13 protein-coding genes are annotated in these 14986 nt (G+C 62.2%); 6 read left to right on the top strand and 7 right to left on the bottom strand.

From position 1 onward, the window contains the following. Nucleotides 1–293: 293 nt before the first annotated feature. Nucleotides 294–1334, bottom strand: a complete 1041-nt coding sequence (locus tag LJE63_04290; GenBank protein MCG6905823.1) for a GAF domain-containing protein — start codon at nt 1332–1334, stop codon at nt 294–296. 565 nt (nt 1335–1899) lie between these two features. Between LJE63_04290 and LJE63_04285 the strand changes: the two genes are divergently transcribed. Next, nucleotides 1900–2373, top strand: a complete 474-nt coding sequence (locus LJE63_04285) for a CBS domain-containing protein (protein MCG6905822.1) — start codon at nt 1900–1902, stop codon at nt 2371–2373. Between the two features lie 47 nt (nt 2374–2420). Here the strand turns inward: LJE63_04285 and LJE63_04280 are convergent, their stop codons facing one another. The 5 genes from LJE63_04280 to LJE63_04260 form a co-directional block, all read right to left on the bottom strand. Next, nucleotides 2421–4079: an NAD-dependent malic enzyme gene (locus tag LJE63_04280; GenBank protein ID MCG6905821.1), complete on the bottom strand. Its 1659-nt coding sequence runs from the start codon at nt 4077–4079 to the stop codon at nt 2421–2423. Nucleotides 4080–4269: 190 nt separating this feature from the next. Then, nucleotides 4270–5244, bottom strand: coding sequence for a pyridoxal-phosphate dependent enzyme (locus tag LJE63_04275; GenBank protein MCG6905820.1), 975 nt, complete (start codon nt 5242–5244; stop codon nt 4270–4272). 327 nt (nt 5245–5571) lie between these two features. After that, nucleotides 5572–7380, bottom strand: a complete 1809-nt coding sequence (locus LJE63_04270; GenBank protein ID MCG6905819.1) for an SLC13 family permease — start codon at nt 7378–7380, stop codon at nt 5572–5574. 37 nt (nt 7381–7417) lie between these two features. Next, nucleotides 7418–7960 (bottom strand): hypothetical protein, encoded by a 543-nt coding sequence (locus LJE63_04265; GenBank protein MCG6905818.1) that lies wholly within the window; start codon nt 7958–7960, stop codon nt 7418–7420. Between the two features lie 305 nt (nt 7961–8265). Then, nucleotides 8266–9417: a hypothetical protein gene (locus LJE63_04260; GenBank protein MCG6905817.1), complete on the bottom strand. Its 1152-nt coding sequence runs from the start codon at nt 9415–9417 to the stop codon at nt 8266–8268. A gap of 548 nt (nt 9418–9965) precedes the next feature. Here LJE63_04260 and LJE63_04255 point away from each other — a divergent pair. Genes LJE63_04255 through LJE63_04235 form a run of 5 tightly spaced genes read left to right on the top strand, consistent with a single transcriptional unit; the run spans nt 9966 to nt 14179 of the window. After that, on the top strand, nt 9966–10442 hold the full coding sequence (locus tag LJE63_04255) for a metalloregulator ArsR/SmtB family transcription factor (GenBank protein ID MCG6905816.1): 477 nt from the start codon (nt 9966–9968) through the stop codon (nt 10440–10442). Nucleotides 10443–10474: 32 nt separating this feature from the next. Further along, entirely contained in the window at nt 10475–11227 is a 753-nt protein-coding gene (locus LJE63_04250; protein MCG6905815.1) for a sulfite exporter TauE/SafE family protein, read from the top strand. Nucleotides 11228–11239: 12 nt separating this feature from the next. Further along, complete coding sequence (locus tag LJE63_04245) at nt 11240–12439, top strand: sulfate permease (GenBank protein ID MCG6905814.1); 1200 nt, start codon at nt 11240–11242, stop codon at nt 12437–12439. 31 nt (nt 12440–12470) lie between these two features. Further along, a complete protein-coding gene (locus LJE63_04240) occupies nt 12471–13445 on the top strand; it encodes an ABC transporter ATP-binding protein (protein MCG6905813.1) in 975 nt (324 codons plus the stop codon). Continuing rightward, entirely contained in the window at nt 13442–14179 is a 738-nt protein-coding gene (locus LJE63_04235) for an ABC transporter permease (protein ID MCG6905812.1), read from the top strand. The genes LJE63_04240 and LJE63_04235 overlap by 4 nt, the downstream gene beginning before the upstream one ends. Before the next feature lie 58 nt (nt 14180–14237). Here LJE63_04235 and LJE63_04230 read toward each other — a convergent pair whose 3' ends face one another. Beyond that, a complete protein-coding gene (locus LJE63_04230) occupies nt 14238–14825 on the bottom strand; it encodes a hypothetical protein (protein MCG6905811.1) in 588 nt (195 codons plus the stop codon). Nucleotides 14826–14986 lie beyond the last annotated feature (161 nt).

Raw genomic sequence — 14986 nt, 5'->3', positions numbered from 1 at the left:
GGGGATCGGTGCAGGCGGCGCGGACCGCAGCGGCCCGGGCGGCCCGAAATCCTGAGCCGCACCAGGCCTGTCGGGCGTGTTGGGGTCGGGGCGGGGAAGGGGGTCCGGGGCCGGAGACCGGCCCCGGCCGGCGGCTAGGGCCTCGGCAAGAAATAATTCCACATCTTGATTGTCTTTTGGCCCGTCACCGGCGTTCCACCCGCCGGCACATATCCCGATATGCACCGGCGAATGTGCCTTGGCGACGAACCAAAATCCGGCGCCATATTGTGGAATTATTTATTGCCGCGACCCTAAACGGATTTCGATGAATCGCAGGCCTGCAGCAGGTCCTTCAGTTTTTGGTAGTCGATGGCGTTTTGGATCGCCACCCCGCTTTGCTCGGCCACGGCCATGGCAAAGTTAATATCGTGGGTGGAGAAATGGCGCTGTTCTGCACTCAGCAGCCGCAGCATACCGATGGTTTCGCCCTGGATCAGGATGGGCACCGCCAGGATGCTGCCCACCCCTTCGCGGGCCGCCTCCTTGTGATAGAGGGTGTGGATGTCGGTGGTGGCGTCCGGAATCACCACCGGCTCCCCGTCCAGGATGAAATAGGTCGCCAACTCATCGTCCAGGGGGCCCCGTTCAAGGTAGCTGCGGCTCAACCCGTGGGCGGCTTTCAGCTCCAGTCGCCCCTTGTCCGATGCGATCAGGCGGATGGTGCAGGCCTTAACACCCATCGCCTCCGGCAGCTTGGTGACGATTAGGTCGAGAATTTTATCCAACTCCCGGGTTTCGTTGATGGCTCTGCCCAGTTCGGACAGAACCTTGAAGTAGCTGAGCTGGCGCTGCTGGGCGTTGTGAATGCGGGCCAGTTCGATGGCGATGCCGCACTGCTCGGCCAGAGCGGCGACAAATTCGATCTCCAGCGGGTCGAATTCCCGGGGGGTTCGCGTGAGCAGGCGCAGAATGCCGTTGATCTTGCCCCGAATGGGAATCGGCGCCACCAGGATGCTCTTGATGCCCTCCTGGCGGGCGGCTTCGGGGTACCGGATGCGGGGGTCGTTGGCGGCGTCATAGACCGCGATGGGCGTCCCGGCCAGGGCGGAGAGCACGCTTTCCTCGGCATCGATGGGGCCGCGGTTGAGATAGGCCTCGCTCAGCCCCGAGGCGGCTTTCAGGATTAGTTTGCGGCCCTCGGGGTCCAACAGCCGGATAGTCGCGGCGTCCACCCCGGTGACCTGGGGGATGCGGGATACGATCAGTTCGAATTTGTCGGTGGGATCCAGCGAGGCGGTGATGGTTTTGGTGACGTCGAGCATCAACCGCAGATAGTCGTTTTGCCGTTTCATGGGAACCAAGCCTCCAGTTGGGATCAAAAGGCGCTGTCGGCGTTCAGCCCAAGGCGCCCCCTGGGCTTGGCGGCGGCTGAAAACCGGCGCGTCAATAAGGGAGGGGGCTTTGGGAGTTTAGCGGGGTATACCAGGAAGGCCCTTGCGTGTCAATTAGTCATGTCAATACAAGACCTTGCCGGCTATCCCGGATCAGTTCCACGCTGGACGGCGGCTTTTTGCCGGTGGGCGCGCGCGCGCCACTTACCACCGCCCCTGCGCCGTGGGCCGATGGGCTTCGATCTTGAATTCCGGGCCGCGGCGGTTTATCTTGGAGGCGCAGCGATTCGCCCACCATTCCGGCTGCCGGCCGTCGTCCGCAACCCACCCGTCGACCTCCCGGGTCCGGTTCGGGATTTGGCCGGGACGGTCACTACTGGGCCGCTGCTGAGGGGCAATTTCAGACACACCGAACGGGGGCCGCAGAGGCGGCCCCGGGGAGTTTTTCAGAACCGTTCGGGGCAATATTTCATCCACGGGCGAGTTGCGAGCACCGCCGCCCGGGGCAGCGAAAAGGAGCATTGACATGACGATGCGTGCGCGGGACGTTATGGTCACGGAGTTTGACAAGATTCATGCGGAAGAATCCGCCCGCTTGGCCATCGAGATGATCTTGAACGGAAAGCTCAGGGAAACGGGCCACAAGACGGTCAGCCTGGTGGTCGTCGACGAATTCAGCGAACTGGCCGGGGTCGTCACCATGTTCGACCTCCTCTACCACCTGCGTCCCGACTTTTTGAACTATGGTTACAGCGGTGACTATATCTCGTGGGAAGGTCAGATCCAGCCTTTCATCGAGGCTCTCAAAAACAAGAAGGTCAAGCAGATCATGAGCCCGGAAGTCATCGGGGCCTCCCCCGACGAGCACTTGATGACGATCCTGGACCGGATGGTCAAAAACAAGTACCGCCGCTTGCCGGTGATCCAAAACAATAAACCGATCGGGATCGTCTACATCGCCGACGTCTTCCACCACCTGTTCGCAAACAACCCCAGGTGACGTTTGCGGGAGCCTGCGGCGGCGACTGTCGCAGCCGCCGCTTCCCCTCACACATAGCTTCGATAATTGGGCTCATAGACCTGGGACTGGATGAACCCCTCCAGGTTCTCGGGCCGCTCGATGCCCGCCAGGCCCTGCTCGAAGGCCACCTCGGCCACCGCCAAGGCGATTTTCAGCGAGACCTTGCGGATGTGGCGCAGGGGCGGGTAGATGCTGCCGCGCTCGAAATCGTCCCCGGAGACCTCCTCGGCCAGGACCCGGGATGCGGCCAGGAACATCTCGTCGCTGACATGCCGGGAGTGCGCCGTCACCACCCCCAGCCCCAGCCCGGGAAAGATGTAGGCGTTGTTGCCCTGGCCCGGCTCGTAGGTGACCCCCTCGATGGTCACCGGGTCGAAGGGGCTGCCGCTTGCGAAAACGGCGCGCCCGCCGGTCCAGGCGTAGGCTTCCATGGCGGTGCACTCGGCGTGGGCCGTGGGGTTGGAGAGGGCGAAGACGATGGGCCGCTCATTGATCCGGGCGATCTCCTCCAGGACCTCCCGGGTGAAGGTCCGGGGCTGGCCCGAGGCCCCGATGATGGCCGTGGGCCGCAGGGCCTTGACGGCCTCGATGAAATCGGCCTGCTGTTCGAAGTCGTGGGCGTAGGGCAGCTTGTGCTCGGCCAGGCGCTGGCGGCTCTTCACCACCAACCCCTTGGAGTCCGCGAACCAGCAGCGCAGGCAGGCTTCCTCCCGGCTCAGCCCCATGCTGGTCATGGCCGAGACGATCAGATCGCCGATACCGGTGCCGGCTTCGCCGGCCCCCAGAAAGAGGATCTTCTGGTCCACGAGCTTCTGATCCAGCATCCGCATCGCCGCCAGCATCCCGGCCAAGGCCACGCTGGCCGTGCCCTGGATGTCGTCGTTGAAGGTGCAGACCCGGTCGCGGTAGTGGTTGAGCAGGCGGAAGGCGTTGTGGTTGCCGAAGTCCTCGAACTGGATCAGGGTCCCGGGGAAAACCTCCTCCACCGCCATGATGAACTCCTCGATCAGACTGTCGTACTCCGCGCCCTGGATCCGGGGGTGGCGCATGCCGAAATATAGCGGGTCGTTGAGCAGCTTGACGTTGTTGGTGCCCACGTCGATGGTTACCGGTAGACACCAGGCGGGGTGGATCCCGGCGCAGGCCGTGTAGAGCGAAAGCTTGCCCACCGGAATTCCCATGCCGGCGACCCCCAGGTCGCCCAGGCCGAGAATGCGCTCCCCGTCTGTGATGACGATGACTCGCACGTTCTTGTTGGGCCAATTCTTGAGGATGCGGGAAAATTTGCCCCGGTTGCGCACCGAAACGAAGATCCCCTTGGGGCGGCGGAAGATGTGGACGTATTCCTGGCAGGCCAGACCCACCGTGGGGGTGTAGATGATGGGCATCATCTCCTCGAGGTAATCGGCGAGGACCCGGTAAAAGAGGGTCTGGTTGCGGTCCTGGAGGGCGGCAAGGAAGATGTATTTTTCCAGGTCCGAGGTTTTGCGGCGGTAGTTGCCCATCACCCGCATCACCTGCTCGGACATGGTGTTGATCCCCGGCGGCAGAAGGCCCCACAGTCCCAGGGCTTCGCGCTCCTCGCGGGTGAAGGCGGTGCCCTTGTTGAGCGCCGGGTCGTAGAGGTAGTTGAGGTTGATGGGGATGCTGATGGTCTCGGGTCTGGGGGGTTTTTGACTGGTCATGGCACCCGCCTTTCAATTTGCCGGAATTCGATGACAGTTTACCGGTCAATCATTTTTTGTCGTATCGGGAGATTCAGTGTCTCGACTGCTCTTGCTTTGTTTGTTCCAGTCTCCTGTTCATAAAACGAATGCTCAGCGGCAAGAAAACCCGGTCCACCGAAGGAAGTGGTTCGGCCCTTCTTTTGATGCCTCAGTAATAGACGCCGGCGTTTCCACCTGTGTGAATGAACAACACATTGCAATTCGAAAGCCTTCCGCTTTTTGAATAGTCCAGCAATGCTGCGGCAGCCTTTCCCGTGTACACAGGATCAAGCAATATGCCTTCCATCCGGGCAAACAGCTTCGCCGCTTGCTCGCCTTCTTTTGAAGCTTGGGCGTAACCCGGACCAACAAAGCTGTCATCGACAATAACCTTTTTCTGATCGATGGGTGTTCCGATCAGATTCGCGGTCGACCAGGCAAGCTCACGAACCCTCTCAGATTGATCGGACGAAGTTAAGGAGGCGCTGATACCTATGATTTCGGTTTCGTATCGGCTGATGCACTGCCCCACAACAAGACCTGCCTGTGTGCCCGCTGAACTTGTGGAGTGGATGATATGTGAAAAATGAATACCTGAACGATACGAGAAGTCGAGGATTTGCTGGAAGGCTTCGACATATCCGAGGGCTCCAATGGGGTTGCTTCCCCCCGGATGCATCACGTACACAACCTTTTTTTGCGACTTTAGGGGCCTTATCACATCTTCCTGACAATCGGCCAACGCATTTTCACCCTGGGGCTCATAGTGAATTTTGGCACCCCATTGCATAAAAAGAGCCTGGCTTAACGGATTCTGGTCCAAGTCGGTACCGGGTAAAACCACATGGAAATCGATTCCGCACGCTGCTGCTGCCGCTGCAGCGTTTCTGCTGAAACTGGTGGCCTTCATGGTAACCACAACGGTCGCTTTTTGCCCGAGCGCGTCTCCATAGAGATAGTCAACCTTTCTGGTTTTGTTGCCGCCGAGGGCAAATCCAGTCAAATCTTCTCTTAAAACATAGAGTTTATGTCCCAGTTGAGACGAAAGGCGGGGTAAATAATGGATTATAGCCGGCGCTTGGAGGAGATTTGCACGGGGAAATTTTTTTATAAGATCCGATATCGATTTGGCCTGTTCTTGCATTTGCTTACCCTTGCCGAACCCTCGTGATCATTTGCGGGAATGGCCGTTGAATTGACCCTCAAGTGTATGACTTTGTTTGGGGGAATTCTTATTATGAAAGATTAGCAACTTTCCATTGGTTGGTATTCATCGCCGTGCGTTTCAGTCATTAACCTGTCGAGCTTGCTTGCTGTCTCAGCCGGGATGCATAGACGAGCGTATCGCCACGCCTTGCGAGTTTCCAAGACAGAGGGAAAGCTTTATAGTTTCCGAACAACCGGGGCCGTCTTTTCGCGGGGCCTGCGGCGTTGGCGCGGGCCTCTTCCTATTGCCCGGCACCAGGGCCGCTCACGGCAGAGGCCGGGCCGGGGTCATGGGCCAAAAATAGAGGATCAGGGGCACAGCGACGACCGTGATCAGGATTGAGAGGGGGAGGCCCAGGCGCCAGTAATCGCCGAAGCGGTAGCCGCCGGGGGCCATTACCAGGGCGTTGGACTGGTGGCCCACGGGGGTCAGGAAGGCGCAGGAGGAGCCCACGGCCACGGCCATCAGCAGGGGGTCCACCGAGACCGCCATCCCGTTGGCCAGGGTGATGGCGATGGGGGCCATGAGCACTGCGGCGGCGGCGTTGTTGACGACGTTGGAAAGCAGCATGGTGCCCACCAGGAGGACCGCCAAGATGGCCATGGGCGGAAAATGGCCCGAGAGCACCAGAAGTTGCGCGGCGATCAGCTCGGCCCCGCCGGTGCTTTCAAGGGCGTGGCCCAGGGGGAACATGGCCCCTAAAAGAACGATGATCGGCCAGTCGATGCTCTCGTAGATATCCCCCATGGGAACGAGGCCGGTCACCACCATGATCACCGCCGCGGCGATGAAAGCCACCTGGACCGGCAGGAGGTTCAGGGCCGAGAGCGCCATAGCCCCGCCGAAGATCCCCAGCGCCAGGAAGACCTGGCGCGGCTGGCCGATCCGCAGGCCGCGCTCGGCCAGCGGGAGACACTTGAAGGTTTTGAGGGTGGTCTGCAGGGCTTCCTCGCTGCCCTGCAGGAGGAGGATGTCGCCGATGATGAATTGGGTCTCGCCCAGGCGGCGCTCCAGTCTGCGCCCGCGGCGGGCGATGGCCAAAAGGTTGACCCCGAAATTGCGGCGCAGGTGGAGGCTCGCCGCGGTGGTGCCGGGCAGCGGGGAGTCCGCCGTGATGACGGCCTCCATCAGGCGGATCTCGTCCGACCCCAGGATCTCCTTGCAGTCGCCCTTGCACTCGGCCAGCGCCAGCCCCATGCCGTCGATCAGGGCCTTCAGATCGTCGGGGGTGGCCTCCACCATCAGGATGTCGCCGGCCTGAATCACCTCGTACCACGCCGGCGCCGCGATGTGGCGCTCGCCGCGGATCAGCCCGACCACGGTCGCCTCGGTCTCCTTCTCCATCGCCGAGGTGAGGTGGAAGATGGTCCTGCCGACGGTCTTGGCTCCCTCCGGCACGACCACCTCGCTGATGTAATCCTCGATCTCGAAGAGTTCATCCGGTGCGCTCTGCGCTTCCCGCCGGGGGGTCAACCGCCAGCCCACCAGCGCGATGAAAACCAGTCCGGCCGCGGCCACCCCCAGGCCTACGGGGGTGAAGTCGAACATCCCGAAGGCCGGCGCGCCGGTTTCGGCCCGGTAGATGGCGATGATGATGTTGGGCGGGGTGCCGATCAGGGTGATCAGGCCGCCGATCAGCGAGCCGAAGGCCAGCGGCATGAGCAATAGCGACGGCGAGCGCCCGCTTTGGCGGGACATCCATACCGCTACGGGCATCATGAGCGCCAGCGCCCCGACGTTGTTCATGAAACCGGAGCAGAGCACCACGATGCCCGTCAGGGTGGCCACCTGCAACATCGGGCGGGAGCCCACCCGCGCCAGGCTGCGTGAGAGGCTGTCCACCACGCCGGCGTTGAGCAGGCCGCGGCTGAGCACCAGGACGGCGGCCACGGTGACCACTGCCGGGTGTCCGAACCCAAGGAAAACCTGCTCGGCCGGCACCAGGCCGGCGATGAAAACCAGCAGCAAGGCGGCCAGGGCGACCAGATCGTAGCGCCAGCGGCCCCAGACAAACAACACCAGGGTGGCCGCCAGAATGGCGAACACCACTGCCTGATCAAAGGTGAGATTCATGGGCGTGAGCCTTGCCAGTGTGATGGGCGGCCGGGTGCTATAGGCCGCATGCCTTCATGGTCTGCGAGACCTTGTTGTAGACATCGGTAAATCGGAGCAACCCGACAATTTCGTCGCCCTCAAAGACGAAAAGCGAGTCATGGCGGTTCATCACGAAGAGGTGAAAGCATTTGGCCAGGGTGTCCTGGGTGCGGACCGACTGGCCTTCGGTGGGGGTTTTGAGAAAGTTCTTGATTTGAACGTCGCTGGCCTTGCGGCAGAGGTCCTTGAAGGGGTTTTCCCACAGGTTGTAATCCTTTTGCATGGACTTCCAAACGTAGCTCAGCCCGAAGCGGTTGACGGTTTCCTCGGCGTTCACCCGGCTGTAGTTGGTCTCCAGACCGACGAAGAGATCGATGGGCGAGATTTTCCCGACGATCTTGCCGTCCTGGTTCTCCACCAGCAGGATTCTTTGCGGGCTCTCCCCGGAGAGAAACTTCTCCTGGGCGGTTTCTAAAGCCGCAAGCGCTTCGTAGAAGGTGGCCTGGTCGGATATCTTGGGGAACTTGTCTGCCGGAACCATGAGATCTTGCACTTTCATTTTTTCCACGGGAAGACCCTCCTGTTGAGAAGTTCCAGTTAAACCGCAACATCCTGCCGCCTTTTAACCCATTTGAAGATTTCCATCACCATCAAAATGGCACATGCCAGCGTCAGGGCGCTGGGCCACTGGGAAAATCGGTGGCGATAGAAAGCGCCACCGTCACGGGCAGCGGTAGTTCCTTTGGTTTCCGAAGACAGCCGATTGCCATGCCGCTTTTGATTCACGCAAAAACCCCTGCTTTGGGACCTGGCGAATCGCGTGGGGCCGGGGCGCCGGCATTGCCCTGCCCAGCCGGCCCGGCCCTAATAACGGAAAATCGCCGCCAGCTGCCCCTGCTCGGGAACTTCCTGGGGCGCCACGGCGTATACCGTTCCGCCTTTGGTCAGGGCCTGGATGGCGGCCAGGTCGAGAAGGTTCTCGCCGCCGGCTTCGGGCGAATCGTGCAGGTCCAGCTGGCCGTTTTGCGGGCTGTAATGGCCCCAGACCTGAACCCCGAAGGGAATGAAAAGCACCTCCACCCGCCCGCCGTGGGCCGCCAGGAGGGCCTCCCTGAGATCGGTGGTGGTCTGCCCGGTACCGGCCAACTGCTGGAAGCGGGCGGCCGCGGCCTCCCGCGAGCCCCTGAAGAGCGGCTCGACGATCCCCCAGGCCGGGCCGTGTAGTTCCTCGGGCCGCAACCCCTCGGGGTTTCCCGGGATTCCCCCGTCCATCACATGCGGATAGGTGTTGGCCTCGCGGTAGATTGGGAAAAGATAGTCGACCCCCGCCAACACCAGCGGCGCCTGGCGGTCCGCGAGCAGCTGCTGCAGGTTCTTGTCGATGGTCCGAAACCAGCGCAGCAGCCGGTCCTTGGTGACGGCACTGATCTCGTGGCCGTAGAAAACCGCCGCACGCTTTCCGGTTCCCGACGGGGTGCCGGTGTGGAATTGCAGTTGTTTGTCCGCCGGCGCCTCTGGAAAGGCCTCGGCGAGACTTTGCAGCACCCCTTCCAGGGCGACCTCGTCCACCGTGTGGCGTGTGCCCTCCAGCAGCCGCACCTGGTTTTGGCTGAGCGCCAGAATGTAAAACAAGCCGTCGCTGGTCAGGATCGGCAGCAGCGGTTTGACCAGAAAACGCTTGGAGATGACAACCAGTTCGTCGAAGGCCAGCGGCAGGCGAAAGCAGCGAAAAGCCTCGGCGGAAAAGAAGGCTGCCAGGCCGTCGCTCTGCCGCTGCCAGAAGCCCTTGTCCAGCAGCAGCCGCTGAGGTTTTTTAAGCATTTCCTGGACTTTGGCAGGGCGCAGGCCCTTGTCCTGGAGCTGTTCCTCGGCCGCGCGCAGCAGGTTGCGGAAACGAATCGTGTCCTGTTCGGTCTCCCGTCCGACCCGGTGCGTCGGCATGAACAGGGACACGCACCAGTCGGACTGGGGCGTCAGAAAGGTGTGCTTCAATTTCTCCAAGGTGATTCTGTCCATGGGCAAGCGCTCCTTTCAGGTGGGGGGTGTGGTGGCGCCAACAACGTGGGGGCTGCGAAGATGCGGCGGACCGTGCTGCAAATCAAGACCCGCTCCGTATTTGGAGAAGCAGCGGCATGGGAATTCGAGGCGGGGGTCACAGCATGAGGTGCTGTCAATGCGGCTGCCGTCGGCTTTCAGAGCGATATTCTGACCCTGTGGGTATTGAACACCGATGCCGCAGGTCGCTCAGGAAAAAAATACCGCCCGCCCTCTGCCGCACGCAGAAGCTGGCGAAAAAGTGCCCGGATGGCTTGTCCGCCGTTATTGATAATAAAAAACATAGATCAAACGGGCCGTAAATACAACTGCTATCCCTGTCTGCGGCAAGACACCGTGCTGCCCCGGGCGCCCCAAATAACGGGCTGACGCCCATTTCTTGGACAACGGGTCAGCACCACAAACGCTGCCCGCACCGCTCCCCCGGTCGACCGAGGCCCGCATCGCGCTTGACAATCCGGGCGGGCCTCGTTTAATCTTTTTAAGAAAAAACTTATTTGGTTTGAGCCATGCCACCGATCAAGATTCTGAAGGCCCTGGCGGACGAAAAACGGCTACAAATCGTGACCAAACTTCTCCACAGCGATCTGTGTGTCGGCGCCCTGGCCCGCCACCTGGGGGTTTCGAAGCCGGCCGTCTCGCAGCACCTGCGGGTGTTGCGCAAGGCGGGGCTGGTCTCGGGGGAGAAACGCGGCTATTGGACCCACTACACGGTTGACCGCCCGGCACTCATCCGCCTTGCCGCGGAATTGAACCGCCTGGCGGCGGAGGCCTCCCTCTCCACCGCCCCATGCCGGCGAATATCTACAGCGCCAGCCAACCCATTCAATGAGGAACAGCCCGATATGTGTCAAAATTGCTTTCAACAGCCAGCCCGCCTGAAGGGCAAACCGGAAAAGCGCAGCTCCGAGCAGATCGCGGCATGTCATGGCGACGCGAAAGTGCATCCTTGCACCCCGAGGGATCGCGGCCCCTGCAGCGAATGACCTTCCCCTGAACAACCCGCGGGGTCTGTGGCATGTCCGCATTGCTGATGGGCGCTGTTTTCCTGATTTCCCTGGTGCTGACCATGGTCGGGCTGGGCGGTGGGCTGATCTTCTCGCCGCTTTTCGTCATTCTTGGAATGGCGAAAACCGAAGCTGCCTCGGCCTCGCTGTTTCTCAACCTGGTTGCCGCCGGTTCCGCCGCCTTCGCCTATTCCCGCAAGAAAATGGTGGATTTTTCACTGTCCATCCCACTGATCATCGCCTCCAGCCTGGCCGCCCCGATCGGGGCCTATTTCAATCTGCGCATCGATGTGAAGCCCTTTCTGATCATCATGGCCGTGGTACTGGCCCTGGCGGGGGCGCGCATGCTGCTCCCGGCCCCGGCCGCAGGAAAAAGCGGCGGCATGTCCCCGGCCCGCAAGGCTGGTGGCGGCATCGCCATCGGCGCCTGCATCGGCCTCATGGGCGGCCTGCTGGGCATCGGCGGCGGGATCTTTGTGGTGCCGCTGCTGATTTACGTGCTGAAAACACCCACCAAAATCGCGGCGGCCTCCTCGACCTTCATCGTCTGCTTTTCCTCCCTGACCGGTTTTCTGGGTTACACCGCCATGGAGAAGATCAATTGGGCGTTCATCCTGCCGGCCGCCGTGGCCTCCTTTGCCGGGGGCCAGGCCGGGGCCAGGATCATGAGCACGCGTCTCAAGGGCAGGAGCATCCGGGTCATTTTCAGCATCATTCTCTTCGCCCTGTGCGCCAAGCTGGTGCAACAATCTTTCATGGGTTGACAGGGAGGACCGATGTCCCCACGCTTTGCCTTCAATCGGATGGAGCTGGCCGGGTCCCTGGGGGATCTCGGGACACTGCTGCCCATCGCCATCGCCATGGTGCTCTTCAACGGTCTCAACCCGCTGGGCCTGTTCTTGAGCATCGGTGTCTTCTACATTCTCTCCGGGGTCTATTTCGGGATCACCGTCCCGGTCCAGCCGATGAAGGTCATCGGCGCCTATGCCATCGCCACCGCCGTCAGCCCCAACCAGATTCTGGCAGCGTCCCTGCTGATGGGTGGTTTTCTTTTGGTCGTGGGGGTGACCGGCGCCATCGACGTCATCCGCCGCTGGACCCCACAAGCGGTCGTCCGCGGCGTGCAGCTTTCCACCGGGGCGCTGCTGACCGCCAGCGGGGTCAAATTCGTGATCGGCACCTCGGCTTTCCAAATCCTGCACCAGGCGGCCGAGCCCCATCTCAGCCTGCAGAACGTCGGGCCGCTGCCGGTGGGGCTGCTCATCGGCGTCGCCGGCGGCCTGATCACGCTGCTGCTCCTGGACAACAAGCGCTTTCCGGCGGGCCTGATGGTCGTGGCGGGCGGTTTTGTGATCGGGCTGGCGCTCAACGCCGGGGTCGGACTCGGGCGCGATGGTCTTGCCTTCCATCTGCCGCAGATCCTGCCCTTCGGGCTGCCGGCAGCAGCCGATTTCTCGTTTGCCCTGCTGGTGCTGGTGCTGCCCCAACTGCCGATGACCCTGGGCAACGCGGTGCTCGCCTACACGGATCTTTCCAAAGTCTATTTCGCCGACGGCTCCGCCAGGGTCACCAACCGCAGGGTCTGCGTGAGCATGGCGCTGGCCAATTTTTTCAGCTTTGCCGTCGGCGGCATGCCCCTTTGCCACGGGGCCGGCGGGCTGGCGGCCCATTACCGCTTCGGCGCCCGCACAGCGGGCTCCAACCTGATCATTGGCCTGATTTTCGTGGTGCTGGCCGTTCTCCTGGGAGGCGATATCGTGGGTTTTTTCAACCTCCTGCCGATGTCTATCCTGGGGGTCCTGCTGATTTTTGCCGGCCTGCAACTGGCCCTGACGGTCATGGACCTGGAAGATCGCAAGGATTATTTCGTCGCGATGATGATCCTCGGTATCACCCTGGCATCCAACCTGGCCGCCGGCTTTATCGCCGGGATGCTCATCGCCCATCTGCTCCGCTGGAAGCGGCTGTCCGTCTGATTTCCGGTCAAGAGGGATCCAAGGATCCATCATGAACGAAGCCGTATTCATTCAAGACCTGGCCAAGCGCTTTGGCAAGGTCCAGGCGGTTGACGGGATCTCCTTCAGCATCGCCCAGGGGGAGCTGTTCGGTTTCCTGGGCCCCAACGGCGCCGGCAAGACCACCACCATCAACATGCTGACCGGCCTTGCGCGCCCGGATGCGGGCACGGTCCGGATCGGCGGAATCGACTGCACCGGCAGGCCCCGGGCGGCCCAGCATCTGGTGGGCGTGGTGCCCGACGAGAGCAATCTCTACCCGGAGCTCAGCGGCTTCGACAATCTCTGCTTCTGTGCTGCGCTCTACGGGATGGGCAAGGCCGCGCGCCAGGCCCGCGCCCGGGAGCTGCTGACCGATTTTGGTCTCGTCCCGGCCGCCGACCGTAGGTTCGGCGGCTATTCCAAGGGCATGAAGCGCAAGCTGACCATCGCCGCCGGCATCATCCACCGGCCCCGGATCCTGTTCCTGGACGAGCCCACCACGGGCATCGACGTGGCCAGCGCCCGGCAGCTGCGCCAGCTGATCGCCGACCTGCACCGCTCCGGCACCACCATCTTTCTCACCACCCACTACATCGAGGAGGCTGAACGGCTCTGCCAGCGGATCGCCATCATCGTGGACGGCCGCATCGTGCGCATGGCCACGGTCGATGACCTGTTGCAGCCGGTGCAGGAAAAGCACGTGATGCGGCTCGCCTGCGCCCCGACCCCGGAGGACCTTCCCGGCGCGCTCGCCGAAGCCTTTCCGGGGCTGGCGTTCAGCGTCCCGGGTGAAGGCCTGGTGCGGGTGGAGGCCGACGCTCCGGTGCGCGTCGGGGGGCTGGTGCGCTTTCTCGAAGAACGGGGGATCGAGGTCAGCGAGGCCCGCCGGATGCGGCCCTCGCTGGAGGACGTCTTCGTTCGGATTAGCGGTGTCGCGGCGGACGCCATGCGGCGGGAAAAAGAGAAAAAGGGGGGCGGGGGATGAAGTTTTGGATCGCGTTCTGGAACATCCTGCTCAAGGACATGCGGACCTATTACCTGAAACCGCCCAACATCAGCTGGGGCCTGATTTTCCCCCTGGCCTGGACGGGGATGTTCTTCATCCGCTCCGGCAGCGGCGCCGAAAGCCTCGCGACTCTTCTGCCGGGTGTTGTGGCGGTTTCGATCCTCTTTGGCACCACCTCCATGCTGGCGGTGACGGTGACCTTCGAAAAGAAGAACCGCTCCTTCGAGCGCCTGCTGCTGGCCCCCATCCCCTTCGGGTTGCTGATGCTGGCCAAGACCAGCGGGGCGATCGTCTTCGGGGTGGCCAACGCCTTCGTGCCGGTGGCCATGGCGGCCTTTCTCATGGATATGTCCCGGGTGGCCTGGGGCGCGTTCGTGCCGGCGGTCTTGCTGATCGCGGTGGCCTCGACCTTTCTCGGTCTTTTCATCGCGGTGGCGGTCAGCGAGGTGTTCGAGGCCCAGACCTTCTCCAATTTTTTCCGCTTTCCGATGATGTTCCTCTGCGGGCTCTTTTTTCCGATCGAGAGGCTGCCCGTTTTTTTAAAGCCCCTGGCCTACGCGCTGCCCCTGACTTACGGCGCCGACGCGCTCCACGGGGCCGTCCACGGGGGCCACGCCATGCCCTTGGCCCTGGATCTGGCCCTGCTGGGCGGCTTCTGCATCGCGCTCTTCGCCGCCAGCCTCTGGAACATCCAGCGCAAATGGATCGCCTGAGCCTTTCCCCCCCAAGCCGGACGGCGCGTGGGGGCGGCCCGTTGATGTGCGCCGGCGTTCAGAAGCGGTAGCCGAGACCCATCCCGATAAAGTCCGAGGCGCCGTGCACGCCGTCGAAAAGACCGAAGACTCCCGAACGGTGATGGATGCGGCCGCTCCAGTACCAGCGGCTCCCCGGCGGCGCGAGGGTCAGCTCGAACATCAGGTAGTTGAGCATTTGGGTCGCATGGGAATGGTTTTCCTTCTCGAGTTCGGGGGTTTCGGTGGCCCAGGAGAGCCCCTCCCCCACAGCCAGGGTGGTGTCCAGCCGCCGATTCCATGGAAAATGGTGCCAGCGGGCGACCACCAGGGCGTTGAACTCGAAGTGGTCCTGGTCGCCGAAGTGCTTGACCACCTGTCCCTCCCCCTCCCAGCCCAGAAACCTGTGGGTGCGGGCGAACTCCCGGTTCAGGGCCAACGCCACCAGGTAGGAATCCTCCACGGAAGGGCGCAGGGTCAAGATATCATCCAAGCGGTCCTCCGTGTAGATGGCGCCGTAAGCGAGCAGCGCCCAGGGACGCTCACGCGAGGCCGCCAAAGTCGGCGATGGTGAGAGCACGATCAGGCAGAGGAATGCTGTCCGGCAGCACCGGGGTAAAAGCCGCATTTTGGTCCGCAAATCCTTTCGCCGGGGGTCTTGAACGTATTTCGGGGTGGGACCTGAAGGGGGATGCCTTACCTAAAAGCGGCTGCAAAAGCAAGCCATCCATTTCGGCTGCCCGGTGATTGTGCCGGCACCTGTGGATGCTCCGCCCGGCAGCGTCTGGA

The sequence above is a fragment of the Desulfobacteraceae bacterium genome (assembly GCA_022340425.1).
Classification (GTDB): domain Bacteria; phylum Desulfobacterota; class Desulfobacteria; order Desulfobacterales; family JAABRJ01; genus JAABRJ01.
Note: the sequence above shows the minus strand (reverse complement) of the source record. Positions and strands in the feature narration are given on the sequence as shown.